This window comes from Pseudomonas sp. NFX1 (genome assembly GCF_051123555.1).
In the GTDB taxonomy this organism is placed as follows: Bacteria; Pseudomonadota; Gammaproteobacteria; order Pseudomonadales; family Pseudomonadaceae; genus Aquipseudomonas; species Aquipseudomonas capeferrum.
Genome location: NZ_CP169366.1, coordinates 2848774 through 2863828, shown reverse-complemented (window position 1 = coordinate 2863828; position 15055 = coordinate 2848774). Strand labels below are relative to the sequence as shown.

The 15055-nt window shown below is 64.2% G+C and carries 10 protein-coding genes; 6 read left to right on the top strand and 4 right to left on the bottom strand.

Annotated features, from left to right (window positions below; genetic code table 11):
• Positions 1–67 precede the first annotated feature (67 nt).
• The 3 genes from DJ563_RS12885 to nagZ are packed head-to-tail and all read left to right on the top strand — an operon-like array spanning position 68 to position 2367.
• A complete protein-coding gene (locus DJ563_RS12885; protein WP_033700410.1) occupies positions 68–781 on the top strand; it encodes a TetR/AcrR family transcriptional regulator in 714 nt (237 codons plus the stop codon).
• Positions 782–821: 40 nt separating this feature from the next.
• Positions 822–1346 carry a L,D-transpeptidase gene (locus tag DJ563_RS12880; protein WP_274097384.1) on the top strand — a complete coding sequence of 175 codons (525 nt, stop codon included), beginning with the start codon at positions 822–824 and terminating at the stop codon, positions 1344–1346.
• Between the two features lie 22 nt (positions 1347–1368).
• Positions 1369–2367, top strand: coding sequence for a beta-N-acetylhexosaminidase (gene nagZ, locus DJ563_RS12875; RefSeq protein WP_274097387.1), 999 nt, complete (start codon positions 1369–1371; stop codon positions 2365–2367).
• 111 nt (positions 2368–2478) lie between these two features.
• Here the strand turns inward: nagZ and DJ563_RS12870 are convergent, their stop codons facing one another.
• From DJ563_RS12870 to mfd, 3 genes are read right to left on the bottom strand one after another with little or no spacing between them, the layout of a single operon-like run.
• Positions 2479–5826 carry an SNF2-related protein gene (locus DJ563_RS12870; RefSeq protein ID WP_434519640.1) on the bottom strand — a complete coding sequence of 1116 codons (3348 nt, stop codon included), beginning with the start codon at positions 5824–5826 and terminating at the stop codon, positions 2479–2481.
• A 1-nt stretch (position 5827) separates the two neighbouring features.
• A complete protein-coding gene (locus DJ563_RS12865; protein WP_156310706.1) occupies positions 5828–6400 on the bottom strand; it encodes a CsiV family protein in 573 nt (190 codons plus the stop codon).
• A gap of 9 nt (positions 6401–6409) precedes the next feature.
• The gene (mfd, locus tag DJ563_RS12860) at positions 6410–9859 is read right to left on the bottom strand and encodes a transcription-repair coupling factor (RefSeq protein WP_434519639.1); all 3450 of its coding nucleotides are present in this window, start codon (positions 9857–9859) and stop codon (positions 6410–6412) included.
• A 167-nt stretch (positions 9860–10026) separates the two neighbouring features.
• On the opposite strand from mfd, the gene DJ563_RS12855 reads away from it, so the two are divergent.
• The 3 genes from DJ563_RS12855 to sthA all read left to right on the top strand — a co-directional run bounded on the left by DJ563_RS12855 (position 10027) and on the right by sthA (position 14282).
• Positions 10027–11490, top strand: coding sequence for a glyceraldehyde-3-phosphate dehydrogenase (locus DJ563_RS12855; RefSeq protein WP_033700399.1), 1464 nt, complete (start codon positions 10027–10029; stop codon positions 11488–11490).
• Between the two features lie 197 nt (positions 11491–11687).
• Entirely contained in the window at positions 11688–12686 is a 999-nt protein-coding gene (locus DJ563_RS12850; protein WP_434519638.1) for an FAD:protein FMN transferase, read from the top strand.
• A 201-nt stretch (positions 12687–12887) separates the two neighbouring features.
• Positions 12888–14282: a Si-specific NAD(P)(+) transhydrogenase gene (gene sthA / locus DJ563_RS12845; RefSeq protein WP_033700396.1), complete on the top strand. Its 1395-nt coding sequence runs from the start codon at positions 12888–12890 to the stop codon at positions 14280–14282.
• A gap of 48 nt (positions 14283–14330) precedes the next feature.
• On the opposite strand, the gene DJ563_RS12840 is transcribed toward sthA, so the two are convergent.
• Positions 14331–15047: a glycerophosphodiester phosphodiesterase gene (locus DJ563_RS12840; RefSeq protein ID WP_434519637.1), complete on the bottom strand. Its 717-nt coding sequence runs from the start codon at positions 15045–15047 to the stop codon at positions 14331–14333.
• Positions 15048–15055: the final 8 nt, after the last annotated feature.

Genomic DNA, 15055 nt, shown 5'->3' with positions numbered 1-15055 from the left:
ACCGAGCCTTGACAGAAGCAGGGCTGAAACGTATGTTTCAAACACCTGTTTGTCTGGCGGAATAATCATGGCCCAATCGGAAACCGTTGAACGCATTCTCGATGCTGCCGAGCAGTTGTTCGCGGAAAGAGGGTTTGCAGAAACGTCGTTGCGGCTGATTACCAGCAAGGCCGGGGTGAACCTGGCAGCGGTCAACTATCACTTCGGTTCCAAGAAGGCCCTGATCCAGGCGGTGTTTTCGCGCTTCCTTGGGCCGTTCTGTGCCAGCCTCGAGCGTGAGCTGGAGCGTCGTCAGGCGCGCCCGGAGCAAAAGCCCAGCCTCGAAGAGCTGCTGGAAATGCTCGTCGAGCAGGCCCTGGCCGTGCAGCCGCGCAGCAATAACGACCTGTCCATCTTCATGCGCCTGTTGGGGCTGGCTTTCAGTCAGAGCCAGGGCCACTTGCGCCGCTACCTGGAAGACATGTACGGCAAGGTGTTCCGCCGCTACATGCTGCTGGTCAACGAGGCTGCGCCACGGGTGCCGCCGCTGGAGCTGTTCTGGCGCGTGCATTTCATGCTCGGCGCCGCCGCGTTCAGCATGTCCGGCATCAAGGCCCTGCGTGCCATCGCCGAGACCGATTTCGGCATCAATACCTCGATCGAACAGGTCATGCGCCTGATGGTGCCATTCCTGGCTGCGGGCATGCGCGCCGACAGCGGGGTTACCGACGAAGCGATGGCAGCGGCCCAACTGCGCCCACGCAGCAAGACCAGCACCAGCGCCACCACCGCCAAGGCCTGAAGGCTGGGCGGGGCAGGGCGCTTCGGCTAAGCTAGCGCCCATGCCCGATCTCGATTTTTTGCACATATCCCTTGCCGACCAGTGCCTCTATGGGTTCACCCAGGGGCGGCTGTGCGTGCGCCTGGCGGTTTCTACGGCGCGCAATGGCGCGGGCGAGCGCAATGGTTCGGGCTGCACCCCGCGCGGGCTGCATCAGGTGCGGGCAAAGATTGGCGTGGGCCTGCCACTGAATGCGGTGCTGCGCGGGCGGCGCTGGACCGGCGAGGTCTGGTCGCCCGAGCTGCAGGCGCAGTTCCCCGGGCGTGACTGGGTCCTCACCCGCATACTCTGGCTCAGTGGCTGCGAGCCGGGCGTCAACCGGCTGGGTGCGGTCGACACGTTCCGGCGCTATATCTACCTGCATGGCACCCCGCTGAGCGAACCTTTGGGCGTGCCGCTGTCCCATGGCTGCATTCGCCTGCACAACACCGATTTGCTTGCCCTGTTCGACCGGGTGCCGGTCCATTGCCGGGTGCGCATCGAACAGGCGGCTTGCCCCCAGTGGGCTTCTTTAAGTCTTCAATGAAGGATTTCCCATGACCGTCAGCCTGCAAGGCTCCCTGATGGTGGACATCGCCGGTAAATGGCTGACCGCCGAAGACCGTCACCTGCTGCGCCAGCCTGAAGTGGCCGGCTTGATCATTTTTGCCCGCAACATCGACAGCCCGCGCCAGGTGCGCGAACTGTGTGCGTCGATCCGCGCGATTCGCCCTGAGTTGATCCTGGCGGTCGACCAGGAGGGTGGTCGGGTACAGCGGCTGCGCCAAGGTTTCGTGCGCCTGCCGGCCATGCGTGCGCTGGCCGACAACGACAACGCCGAGTACCTGGCGGAACAATGCGGCTGGTTGATGGCCACCGAGGTCTTGGCTGTAGGCCTGGACCTGAGCTTTGCGCCGGTGCTGGACCTGGATCACCAGCGCAGCGCCGTGGTCGGCAGCCGCGCCTTCGAAGGTAACCCACAGCGTGCCACGCAATTGGCGGCGGCCTTTATCCGTGGCATGAACGCTGCGGGCATGGCGGCCTGTGGCAAGCATTTCCCGGGGCATGGTTGGGCCGAGGCCGATTCCCATGTGGCCATCCCCACTGACGAGCGCAGCCTTGAGCAGTTGCGCCAGGCGGACCTGGTGCCGTTCACCCGGCTCAGCGGGCAACTGGCGGCGGTAATGCCGGCGCACGTGATCTATCCGCAGGTCGACAACCAGCCGGCGGGCTTCTCGCGGCGTTGGTTGCAGGACATCCTGCGGGGCGAGTTGGGCTTTGACGGGGTGATCTTCAGTGACGACCTGTCCATGGCCGGTGCGCACGTGGTCGGGGATGCCGCCAACCGGATCGAGGCTGCCTTGAGCGCCGGTTGCGACATGGGCCTGGTGTGCAATGACCGGGCGGCGGCGGAGCTGGCATTGAGTGCGGCGCAGCGGCTCAAGGTCAAGCCTTCGCCGCGCATTGCGCGGATGCAGGGGCAGGGCTTTGCACGTACCGATTATCGCCAGCAGCCGCGTTGGCTGGAGGCGTTGGGGGCCTTGAAAGAGGCGCAGTTGGTCGACTGATTTTCGCCAAGAGGCGCATGTCTTGAGGCTTGAGGTGTATTGGAGATCGAGCGCCGCCCGCGCGGCGCTCGATTCTGAAGGCGCCGAAAACCCCAAGCGGACGCCGTAAGCTCAGCGCCCGCGCTTGCCAGGCAGCGGCGCGAACAGTGCTTCGATCTCCTCATCCCCCAACCGCCACTGCCCTGCCTGCCCACCATCGAGCAGGCTTGAGGCCAGTGCCGCCTTCTCCTGCTGCAACAACTGGATTTTCTCTTCCACGGTGCCGCGGGTGATCAGCTTGAACACGAACACCGGCTTGTCCTGGCCAATGCGGTAAGCGCGGTCGGTGGCCTGGTTCTCGCTGGCCGGGTTCCACCAGGGGTCGAAGTGGATCACCGTGTCTGCAGCCGTCAGGTTCAGCCCGGTGCCACCTGCCTTGAGGCTGATCAGAAACACCTCGCTGTCCCCCTGCTGGAATGCCTGCACCGGTGTGCGGCGGTCACGGGTGTCGCCGGTCAGCAGGCTGTAACGGACTTTGCGCTTCTGCAGTTCCTGCTCGATCAGTGCCAGCATCGAGGTGAACTGGGAGAACAACAATACCCGGCGGCCTTCACTGAGCAGCTCTACGAGCATTTCCAGAAGCGCCCCGAGCTTGCCCTTGTCGGCCTGGTTACCCTTGGTTTCAACGCCCTTCACCAGGCGCAGGTCGCAGCACACCTGGCGTAACTTGAGCAGGGCGTCGAGGATGATGATCTGGCTACGTGAGGCGCCATTGCGGGCGATCTCGTCGCGGACCTTCTTGTCCATGGCTACGCGCACGGCTTCGTAGGTGTCGCGCTGGGCATCGCTGAGCTCGACCCAGTGGACCATTTCGGTCTTGGCAGGCAGCTCGGTGGCTACCTGCTCTTTGGTTCGGCGCAGCAGGAACGGGCGGATGCGGCTGGCCAGGTGGGCCAGGCGCTCGGTATCGCCATGGCGTTCGATCGGGGTCCGGTAGGCCTGGTTGAAGTGCTTGAGGTCGCCCAGCCAGCCAGGCATCAGGAAGTGGAAGATCGACCACAACTCGCCGAGGTTGTTTTCCATGGGCGTGCCGGTCAGGCATAGGCGTTGTTCGGCCTGCAATTCGCAGACGGCGAGGGCCGCCTTGCTGGTGCTGCTTTTGATGTTCTGCGCCTCGTCGAGCACCAGCAAGTGCCAAGGCTGCGCGCGCAGGTGTTCGAGGTCGCGGGGTACCAGGGCGTAGGTGGTCAGGACCAGGTCGTAGTCATGCAGCGCGGCAAAATGCTTGCTGCGCCCCGGGCCGTGTAGCGCCAGCACGCGCAGGTCGGGGGCGAAGCGTTGGGCTTCGTCGAGCCAGTTCGGTACCAGGCTGGTCGGCATCACGGCCAGGGCCGGGGCGGTCAGGCGCCCGGATTGTTTTTCCAGCAGCAGGTGCGCCAGGGCCTGCAGGGTCTTGCCCAGGCCCATGTCATCGCCGAGGATGCCGCCGGTACCCATTTCGCGCAGGGCCTGCAACCAGTTCAGGCCTTGTTGCTGATAGGGGCGCAGGGTGGCGTTCAACTGCGTGGGCGGCTCGACCTGCAGGTCGCGCGCGTCGCGCAAGCGCTTGCCCAAATCGCGCACATGCGCACCACCTTCCCAGTGCAACGGCAGGTGATCGAGTTCGTTCAGGCGCGCGGCATCGGCGCGGTCCAGACGCAGCGAGGGGCCTGCGGCGTGTTCATGCAGGTACAGTTCGCCAAGGGTGCCCATGACGGCCTTGATGCGGCCGTAGGGCAGGGCGACGCGCAACGCAGGGCTGTCGAGGCGACCGCGGTTGAGGTCGATCAGCAGGTGTTCGTCATCGCTGCGCCGGGCCAGTTCGGTGGCGCGCAGCAGCTCCGGGTTGCTGCGCAGTAACTGCAGCACGATCGGTAGCAGGCTGTGGCGCTGGCCATCGACCACGATGCCCAGCTCCAGGTCGAACCATTCATGGCCGGGGGCTTCGTCAATGTTGGCGTACCAGTCGTCCACCTCTTGCAGGTTGAAGGCAAAATCACGGTGGATATCGATCACCCAGCCGTCTTCACGCAGGCGCGCCAAGTCGTTGCGGGCAAAGTGCAGCCAGGCTTCGTCATCCGGCAACTGGTGCATCTCGCCGGCGCTGTCGGGCAGGGCTTTGCTCTGCCGGGTGGCGGCCTTGAAGCCCAGGTCGCGCAAGGCTTTGCGCAGTGCCTGCTCGGCTTTGGGCTGGCGGCGAATGCGCTGGCTGGTGGCATCCACCAGGCGGGTCAGTGGCTTGTCGTCGCTGCCGCTGGTGCGCAGGCCATCGTAGTCGAACGACAGCGCGGCGCGGTGCTGCATCTGGCGCTGCATGCGGCCGGTCTTGGGCATGTAGGCGCTGAATTCGAGGCTGCCCAAGGTCAGGTGAGGGCGCGGCTGGATGTCATCGATCTGTTCGCTGCGCACGGTTGTGGGGGTCGGTACCTGCCGGTTCAACGCATTCAATCGATGGCTCAGCGGGATGATCAGGTGCTCGGGAACTGTGGGTGCGCTCGCCAACTGACTGGCAATGAACGGGTCAAGGTCATGCAGCAGCTTGCCGGTCTGCCCGTTCTGGGTGTCCACGTAATAAAGTGGGTCGAGCGGCAGTGCCAGCCGGTGGGCATGTTCATCATGGTGCCAGGCGCCGCGATAGCTACCGTTGTCCAGCCGCACCCAGCGAAATTCGGCAGGCAGGTCCGGGCCTTGGGCCAGTGGAGCCTGTTGTTCGTCGTACAGCAAGCGGCCGGTGGCCAGCGCATACTCATAGAGTTCGGCGCCCTTTTTGCCTTCCAGTCGCGCAATCGGCAGGCTGTAATCCTTGCCGAGGGCATCGATCAGCCGCAGTGCGCGCAAGTCCTCATCGGTCACGTATTTGGGCGTGTAGTAGATGAGCTCGGGCATCGAACTGGGGCGGCCCAGCTTCAAGGTGCCATCGGCCTGCCGGGTGCCTTTGAAAACGCTGAGCATGCATTGGCCATGGTTGTTGCTCACCACGTAGTAGAGTGCGGGGCCTTTTCGCTTGGCAGGCTCCGCAGTGGGTGCTGCTGGTAGTTCCAGCGCCTCCACCCAGTGCGCGAGTTCGGGGGGCAGTTCAAGGGATTGCTGCGCTGACTGCGTGGCAGCAAGGGGCTGGTCTGGCGCGCCTTCGATAAAGTCCGGGCCACGTTCCAGCACATAGAGCGCCGCCGCGCAGTGCTTGCAATTGTCACCGACCGGGCACGAGCACGTTCCCTCGCATTCAAGGCCGTCCTCGGTCATGTCCAGTTCGATGCGTTGGTAGTATTCGCGGCCGCCGGAACCTGCGCATTGAGCGCGGATGGTCAGGTCGAGGATCGATACGATCTTGCTCCTGCCATCCTCGGCATAGTCCAGGCCGCGCTGCAGGGTTTTGCGGTCAAACGTGAACGTCCACCCGTCATGCTCGCGGACGAAGAACTGCGCATCGCTCTCGCTCACATCACTGCTCCATCATCTCCGGGTCCATCGCTGGCAACTTGCGCATTCCGGCCGGGGTCACCTTCAGCAGCACCGCCAGGTGCCCGCCGTCGAGGAAGGTCAGCTGGCCGGCCTTGACGTTGCTGTTGCTCTGCTTGAATTGCTCGCTGCGCAGCACGCTACCGTTGCTGTCGAGCTGGTTGACCCAGAAGTTGGCCTGTACGGCAATGAAGCGGCCTTCGGCAATGCTCAGGTTGCCTTCGATGGGGAAGTGGCCGAACTGCTCTTCACCCTCGCTCAGGGCGATGCGGCTGGGCTCGCTGCCGGCCTGTTGCTGCCAGGCCTTGTGCATGAGCACGGTGTAGTCGGCGGTGGCCTGCAGGCGGGTGACCTCGTCCTCCAGGCCCAGCGGGCGCTCGGCCGCCTTGTCCAGAGGGTTGCCGTCGGCGCGCCAGTTTTCCGGCGCGAACGGGCTGGTGAAGGCGGGCACGCTGTTTTGCCGCACCAGGATCATTTCTACCTGATACACCCCTTCGGCGAAGGCTGTTGGCGCGAACAGCGCCAGCAGCAGGGTCAGGCAACGGATGGCACGCATGGATCTTCCTTAGGCAGGCTGTGGGGTCAGGCGCTCGAACAGCGCCTCAAGGGTATTGAAACGTTCGTCGGGGCGTTCCATCGGGACCAGGAAGCGGAACTGGGTGGCGCCTTCGAATTTGTAGCGTTTGGGCTGGCCCTGGATCAGCTTGATCAAGGTCAGCGGGTCGACCGGTGTTTCGGCCTCGAACTCGAGTTTGCCGCCGTTGGGGCCGGCATCGACTTTCTTGATGCCGAGCTTTTCCGCCTGCAGTTTGAGCGAGGTCAGGCGCATCAGGTTCTTGGTCGGCTCGGGCAGCAGGCCGAAGCGGTCGATCATCTCGACCTGCAGGTCCTTGAGGCCCTCTTCGTCGGCCGCCGAGGCGATGCGCTTGTAGAGGATCAGCCGTGCATGCACATCGGGCAGGTAGTCTTCGGGGATCAGCGCTGGCAGGCGCAGATTGATCTCTGGGCCGCCACCGAGCGGTTGCTCCAGGTTCGGCTGGTTGCCCTTGCGGATCGCCTTGACGGCGCGTTCGAGCATTTCCATGTAGAGGGTGAAGCCCACGGCCTGGATCTGCCCGCTCTGGCCTTCGCCAAGCAGTTCGCCGGCGCCGCGGATTTCCAGGTCGTTGGTGGCCAGAACAAAACCGGCCCCCAGGTCCTGGGTATTGGCGATGGCTTCGAGGCGCTTCTCGGCGTCGCTGCTGACCTTCTGCCGTGCAGGGGTCAGCAGGTAGGCGTAGGCCTGGTGGTGGCTGCGCCCGACCCGGCCGCGCAACTGGTGCAACTGGGCCAGGCCGAACTTGTCGGCGCGCTCGATGACGATGGTGTTGGCACTGGGCACGTCGATGCCGGTCTCGATGATGGTCGAGGCGATCAGCACGTTGAAGCGCTTGTGGTAGAAGTCGCTCATTACCTGTTCCAGCTCGCGCTCGCGCATCTGCCCGTGGCCGATGCCGATGCGTGCTTCCGGCACCAGTTCGGCGAGGTCTGCGGCGCATTTTTCGATGGTTTTCACATCGTTGTGCAGGTAATACACCTGGCCGCCGCGCAGCAGTTCACGCAGCAGTGCTTCTTTGACCGTGCTGTTGTTGTGCTCCATGACGAAGGTACGCACCGACAGGCGTCGCGCCGGCGGCGTGGCGATGATCGACAAGTCGCGCATGCCGGCCACGGCCATGTTCAGGGTGCGTGGAATCGGCGTGGCGGTCAGGGTGAGGATGTCCACCTCGCTGCGCAGCGCCTTGAGCTGTTCCTTCTGGCGTACGCCAAAGCGGTGTTCTTCGTCGATCACCACCAAGCCCAGGTCCTTGAAGCGGACATCGTCCTGCAGCAGCTTGTGGGTGCCGATGAGGATGTCGATCTTGCCCTCGGCAAGGTCTGCCGCAGCGCTGGCCACTTCCTTGGCCGACTTGAAGCGGCTCATCACTTCGACCGTCACCGGCCAGTCGGCGAAGCGGTCGCGGAAGCTGTTGTAGTGCTGTTGGGCGAGCAGGGTAGTAGGCACCAGTACCGCCACCTGGCGGCCGCTGTGCACGGCGATGAAGGCGGCGCGCATGGCCACTTCGGTCTTGCCGAAGCCCACGTCGCCACATACCAGGCGGTCCATCGGCTTGGCCGCGAGCATGTCGGCGCGCACGGCTTCGATGGCGTTTTGCTGGTCGGGGGTTTCCTCGAAGGGGAAGCCGGCACTGAAGGTGGCGTAGTCGGCGGCCGGGTCGGCGAAGGCATAGCCTTTGCGGGCGGCGCGGCGGGCGTAGATGTCGAGCAGTTCGGCAGCGACATCGCGCACCTGTTCGGCGGCCTTGCGCTTGGCCTTCTGCCAGGCCTCGGAGCCGAGCCGGTGCAGCGGCGCCAAGGCGTCGTCACTGCCGGTGTAGCGGGCAATCAGGTGCAGGTTGGCCACCGGCACGTAAAGCTTGGCGTTCTCGGCGTATTCCAGGGTGAGGAACTCGGCGGCTTGGCCGTCGATCTCCAGGGTCGCCAGGCCCAGGTAGCGGCCCACGCCATGGTCGATGTGCACCACCGGCGCGCCTTCGCGCAGCTCGGTGAGGTTCTTGATCACGGCATCGTTGGCGGCTTCGCCACGTTTGTCGCGGCGCCGGCGCTGCATCACGCGCTGGCCGAACAACGGGCTCTCGGCCACCAGGGCGATGGCCGGGTCGTCCAGCACCAGGCCCTCGTCAAGCGGGGCAACGGTGATCGCCAGGCGCTCGGAGCCGGTGATGAAGTCGGTCCAGCCTTCGACGGTGTGGGGGCGCAGCTTGAGGCGATCGAGCAGTTCCAGCAGCACTTCGCGACGGCCCGCCGATTCGGCAGTGAACAGTACCCGCCCGGGGAACTGGTCGAGGAACCCGGCCAGCGCGGCCAGCGGCTGGTTGGCCTTGGCCTCGATGGCAAGGTCCGGCAGGGCGCGTGCCGGGAAGCGCTCACGGCCGACGCCCGGGTCGACGTCTTCGGCGCTGACCACCACCCGCGGCCATTGCTTGAGCTGGGCGAAACAGTCTTCGACCGGCAGGAACAGTTCGGCAGGCGGCAGCAATGGCCGGCTCAGGTCGCCACGGCGGTCTTCGTAGCGCCCGCGCACGTCGTTCCAGAAGTGCTCGGCCGCCTGCTCGACACCGGGCAGGGAAAACACCTGGGTATCGCTGGGCAGGTAGTCGAACAGGGTCGAAGTTTCTTCGAAGAACAGCGGCAAGTAGTACTCGATGCCGGCCGGGATGATGCCGCTGGCCAGGTCCTGGAAGATCGCGCTGCGGCGGAAATCGACGTCGAAGCGCTCCCGGAAGCGGGCCTTGAAGCGGGTCACTTCCTCTTTCTGCATCGGGAACTCGCGCGCCGGCAGCAGGCGCACCGAGTCGACCTTGTCGATCGAACGCTGGGTCTCGGGGTCGAAGGTGCGCAGCGTTTCGATCTCGTCATCGAACAGGTCGATGCGGTAGGGCAGTTTGCTGCCCATGGGGTACAGGTCGATGAGGGCGCCGCGCACGGCGAACTCGCCATGCTCGTACACCGTGTCGACGCAGCGGTAGCCGCTGGCTTCGAGGCGCGTGCGCATCTGCTCGACGTCGATGGTCTGGCCGATGTCCAGCACCAGGCTGCTGCCCAGCAGGAAGCGGGTCGGCGCCAGGCGATGCAGGGCGGTGGTGATCGGCACCACCAGGATGCCGTGGCTCAGCTCCGGCAGCCGGTACAGGCTGGCAATACGCTGGGAGATGATGTCCTGGTGTGGCGAGAACAGGTCGTAGGGCAGGGTTTCCCAATCGGGGAAGGGCAGCACCGGCAGGTCTGGGGCAAAGAAGCGCAGCTCCTGTTCCAGACGGTCGGCGGCCTGGCTGTCTGCCGTCAGCAGCAGGGTAAAGCGGCCAGCGCTGCTGGCGGCTTCGGCAATGGCAAGGCTGAGGGCGGCACCGGGCAGGTTGCCCCAGGTTTGTTTGCCGGCCGTGGCCGACAGTTGCGGTAGGCGCAGAACTGACACGGGAGATTGCACTCCAAGCGTTGCGGCAAAGAGACCGATTGTACCGGTGCCGGGGCCCGCTGTCAGGCTCCAAAGGCCATGAACACTGGCTCTGGCTGCCGCGACAGGCGCTCATTGCCCGTTCCGCGTTGGGGCGTCATAATGTAGCCCCTTTTTTCTGTCCCTACATGTGGAAGGTTCCCGTGACTCAGAAGCCCGACCAGTGTCTTGGTGAGTGGATTGATCGTGAAGCGTTGGCTGAAGCGATGATCCCGCTTATCGGTCAGCTCTACCGCAACAACAACGTGGTGAGCTCGATTTATGGCCGCAGCCTGATCAACCGTTCGGTTATCTCGATCCTCAAAGCACACCGCTTTGCGCGTCATCGTCAGGCCGACGAGACCGAACTGTCTGTCCACGAGACGTTCCCCCTGCTCAAGGCCATGAGCGAGCTGAAACTGGGCGCCGCTTCGGTCGACCTGGGCAAGCTGGCCAACAAGTTCAAGCTAGAAGGCAACGGCCGCAGCGCCGAGCAGTTCGTGCGTGAAGAACTGGCCGACGTGGTTGGCCAGCAGAACGCTTCGGCGCGTAAAGGCACCGACGTCGTGCTGTACGGTTTCGGCCGTATCGGCCGCCTGCTGGCGCGCATCCTGATCGAGAAGACCGGTGGTGGCGACGGCCTGCGTCTGCGTGCCATCGTCGTGCGCAAAGGCGCCGAGAACGACCTGGTCAAGCGTGCCAGCCTGCTGCGCCGTGACTCGGTGCACGGCCCGTTTGATGGCACCATCACCATCGACGAAGCCAACAACACCATCACCGCCAACGGCAACCTGATCCAGGTTATCTACGCCAAGAGCCCGAGCGAAGTCGACTACACCCAGTACGGTATCGACAACGCGCTGATCGTCGACAATACCGGCGTATGGCGTGATGCCGACGGCCTGGGCCAGCACCTGGCCTGCCCGGGCGCTGCCCGCGTGATCCTCACCGCACCTGGCAAGGGCGCGCTGAAGAACATCGTGCACGGCATCAACCACGGCGAAATCGCTGCTGATGACAAGATCATCTCGGCCGCCTCCTGCACCACCAACGCCATCGTGCCGGTGCTGAAGGCTGTCAACGACCAGTACGGCATCATCAATGGTCACGTCGAAACCGTTCACTCGTTCACCAACGACCAGAACCTGATCGACAACTTCCACAAGGGCAGCCGCCGTGGCCGCGCCGCGCCGCTGAACATGGTCATTACCGAGACCGGTGCCGCCACTGCTGCCGCCAAGGCGCTGCCAGTGCTCAAAGGCAAGCTGACCGGCAACGCCATTCGCGTGCCGACGCCGAACGTCTCGATGGCCATCCTGAACCTGAACCTGGAAAAGGCCACCACCCGCGAAGAGATCAACGAGTACCTGCGCCAGACGGCCATGCACTCGGACCTGCACAAGCAGATCGACTACGTCAGCTCGCAGGAAGTGGTTTCCACCGACTTCGTCGGTTCGCGCCACGCCGGTGTGGTTGATGCCGAAGCCACCATCTGCAACGACAACCGCGTTGTGCTGTACGTCTGGTACGACAACGAATTCGGTTACAGCTGCCAGGTGGTTCGCGTGATGGAAGACATGGCCGGTGTGAACCCGCCAGCGTTTCCGCGCTGATTCGCTTGTAAGGCAATGAAAAAACGGGAACCTTCGGGTTCCCGTTTTTTTGTCCTGACTATTGTGTTGTCCGGGCTGCCTCTTCGCGGGGCAAGCCCGCTCCTACAGGATGAGTGACATCCTCAAGGTTGAGGGTTTTTCTGTGGGAGCGGGCTTGCCCCGCGAAGAGGCCGGCCCGGATAGTCGAGTAAGCGAATGTGCGTACAGTTCTTCTCCTGGCATTGATGCTCCTCACCGCCTGCAACCAAGGCCCGACCCTGGAGCGCCTGGGTGGCCCGACCATGGGCAGCAGCTACAGCATCCAGTACGTGCGCGAGCCCGCAGGCCCGCCCCCGGTCCAGGTGCAGGCGGCTGTCGAGGCAATCCTGCAGGAGATCGACCTGCACTATTCGACCTATCGCAGCGATTCCACCGTCAGCCAGTTCAACCAGCTCGCGGCCAATCAGTGCCTGGCGCTGCCGCGCGACATGCTCGGCCTGGTCCGTTTCGGCCAGCACCTGGCTGTGCAAAGTGCCGGCGCCTTCGACCTCACTGTCGAGCCCTTGCTCGACCTCTGGGGCTTCGGCCCCCAGGCCCGTCACGAGCAGGTGCCCGACCCGCAGGCCCTGGCCCAGGTGCGCCTGCGCGTGGGCTACCAGCACCTGCGTATCGAAGGCCAGGCGCTGTGCAAGGACGCCCCCGTCGAACTGGATTTCAACAGTATCGCCGCCGGCCACGCTGTCGACCTGATCGCCGAGCGCCTGCGCGCCATGGGTATTACCAGCTTCATCGCCGAAGCCACTGGCGAGCTCAAGGCCGTTGGCCGCAAACCCGATGGCAGCGCCTGGCACATCGCCCTGGAGCTGCCCCGTGAAGACCGCCAGATCGCCCGCCAGGTCATCCCGGTCGATGGCCTTTCGGTATCGACCTCGGGTGACTATCGCCATTATTTCGAGGAGAATGGCCGGCGCTATTCGCACACCTTCGATGCCCGCCTCGGGCGCCCGGTCGCGCACGACCTGGCCGCCGTCACCGTGCTCGATGCCTCGGCGCTGCAGGCCGATGGCTACTCGACCCTGCTACTGATCCTCGGGCCGGAGCGCGGCTGGGATTTCGCCATCAGCCATGACCTTGCCGCTGTGCTGGTGACTCGGGCCGAGGGTGGCTTCGTCTCCCGAACCACCCCTGCGTTCGAGCGGGCAATGAAAGGCGAGTGAAAGCGCAAGGATGGATGATCGCCAGGGAATCGGTGAACCACATGTAGTGCAGGCAAAATTGGCCTACGACGCGACCAAGGGTTAATGTGCGCGGCGTTCACGCTTGATTAGACTGCAACCGAATTTTCTCATGGCGCCCCGGCGACATGATCGCGCCCCGCGAGCCACCGTGACTCGCGGGCCAGTTCTGAAGGAGTACGCATGGCTGTCTACAACTACGACGTAGTGGTGCTGGGTTCCGGCCCGGCCGGAGAAGGCGCGGCAATGAACGCCGCCAAAGCAGGGCGCAAGGTGGCGATGGTCGACAGCCGTCGCCAGGTTGGCGGCAACTGCACCCACTTGGGCACCATCCCGTCCAAGGCACTGCGTCACTCGGTGCGGCAGATCATGCAGTTCAACACCAACCCGATGTTCCGTGCCATCGGCGAGCCGCGCTGGTTCTCCTTCCCGGACGTGCTCAAGAGCGCCGAAAAGGTCATTTCCAAGCAGGTCGCCTCGCGCACCGGCTACTACGCACGCAACCGTGTCGACCTGTTCTTCGGCACCGGCAGCTTCGCTGACGAGCAGACCGTCGAAGTGGTCTGCCCCAACGGTGTGGTGGAAAAACTCAACGCCAAGCACATCATCATCGCCACCGGCTCGCGCCCTTATCGCCCGGCCGACATCGACTTCCATCACCCGCGCGTCTACGACAGCGACACCATCCTCAGCCTCAGCCACACCCCGCGCAAACTGATCGTCTACGGCGCCGGCGTGATCGGCTGCGAGTACGCTTCGATCTTCAGCGGCCTGGGCGTGTTGGTCGAGCTGGTCGATAACCGTGGCCAGTTGCTGAGCTTCCTGGATTCGGAAATTTCCCAGGCGTTGAGCTACCACTTCAGCAACAACAACATCACCGTACGCCACAACGAGGAGTACGAGCGGGTCGAAGGCCTGGACAACGGTGTGGTCCTGCACCTGAAGTCGGGCAAGAAGATCAAGGCCGACGCCTTGCTGTGGTGCAACGGCCGTACCGGCAACACCGACAAGCTGGGCCTGGAAAACATCGGCATCAAGGTCAACAGCCGTGGCCAGATCGAGGTCGACGAGGCCTACCGCACGACCGTGCCGAACATCTACGGCGCCGGTGATGTGATCGGCTGGCCGAGCCTGGCCAGTGCCGCCCACGACCAGGGCCGTTCGGCTGCCGGCAGCATCGTCGACAATGGCAGCTGGCGCTTCGTCAATGACGTGCCGACCGGCATCTACACCATTCCGGAGATCAGCTCGATCGGCAAGAACGAGCAAGAGCTGACCCAGGCCAAGGTGCCGTACGAAGTGGGCAAGGCCTTCTTCAAAGGCATGGCGCGTGCGCAGATCGCCGGGGAGCCGCAGGGCATGCTGAAGATTCTGTTCCACCGTGAAACCCTGGAAATCCTCGGCGTGCACTGTTTCGGCTACCAAGCTTCGGAAATCGTCCACATCGGCCAGGCCATCATGAACCAGCCGGGTGAGCTGAATAACCTGAAGTACTTCGTCAACACCACCTTCAACTACCCGACCATGGCCGAAGCTTATCGGGTAGCTGCCTACGACGGCCTGAACCGGCTTTTTTAAGCGGCTCCGGCCGGTGGCCTGAGCCGGTCGGGGAGACCGATTTCAGCCCTACCCGAGGGTGGTCTTGGCCAAACCGGGAAAGTCTGTAATCAGGCTGTCCACGCCAAAATCAGCGAGCCGGCGCATCAGTGCCGGTTCGTTGACTGTCCACACCGACACGTGCAACCCCTGGCCCTGTGCCTTGAGCAGGCGCTCGGGGGTGCACAGTGTCCAGTTCAATGCCAGCAGCTCGCAGCCGTAGTTCTGCGCGACCTTCAGTGGGTCGAGCCAGGCGTATTCGGCCACCAGCCCGCGCGCGACGTCCGGCACCAGCTCCAGCGCAGCACCCAGCACTTCGCGTGAGCTCGAGGTGATGGTGACTTTGTCCAGCAGGCCGTATTGCTGGGCCAGTTCACGAATCGCCAGCACCGTGCTGGCAGCGCGGGTGCGCGAGGCGCTCTTGACCTCCAGCTGCCAATGCTCGAAGGCGCATTTTTCGAACAGTTCTTCCAGTTTCGGGATGGGGCAGGGCTGCACCCAGCCCGGGCCGCCCTTGCGCGCGTCGATCCTGGCGAGGTCGGCCGCCGGCTGCTCGACCACCTTGCCGCGACGGCCGGTGGTGCGTTTGAGGGTCGGGTCGTGGATCACCATCAGTTCGTTGTCGGCCGACAGGTGCAGGTCCAGCTCGCAGCGATTGACGCCGTGGGACAGGCATTGGCGGAAGCTGTTCAGGGTGTTTTCGGGGGCTTCGCCCTTGGCGCCGCGATGGCCGTAGATCAGGGTCACGTTCGTTC

Coding starts and splice junctions, on each gene's coding strand:
- DJ563_RS12880 (WP_274097384.1), top strand. CDS start 822: ATGCCCGATCTCGATTTTTTGCACATATCCCTTGCCGACCAGTGCCTC.
- DJ563_RS12865 (WP_156310706.1), bottom strand. CDS start 6,400: ATGCGTGCCATCCGTTGCCTGACCCTGCTGCTGGCGCTGTTCGCGCCA.
- DJ563_RS12885 (WP_033700410.1), top strand. CDS start 68: ATGGCCCAATCGGAAACCGTTGAACGCATTCTCGATGCTGCCGAGCAG.
- DJ563_RS12855 (WP_033700399.1), top strand. CDS start 10,027: ATGTGGAAGGTTCCCGTGACTCAGAAGCCCGACCAGTGTCTTGGTGAG.
- sthA (WP_033700396.1), top strand. CDS start 12,888: ATGGCTGTCTACAACTACGACGTAGTGGTGCTGGGTTCCGGCCCGGCC.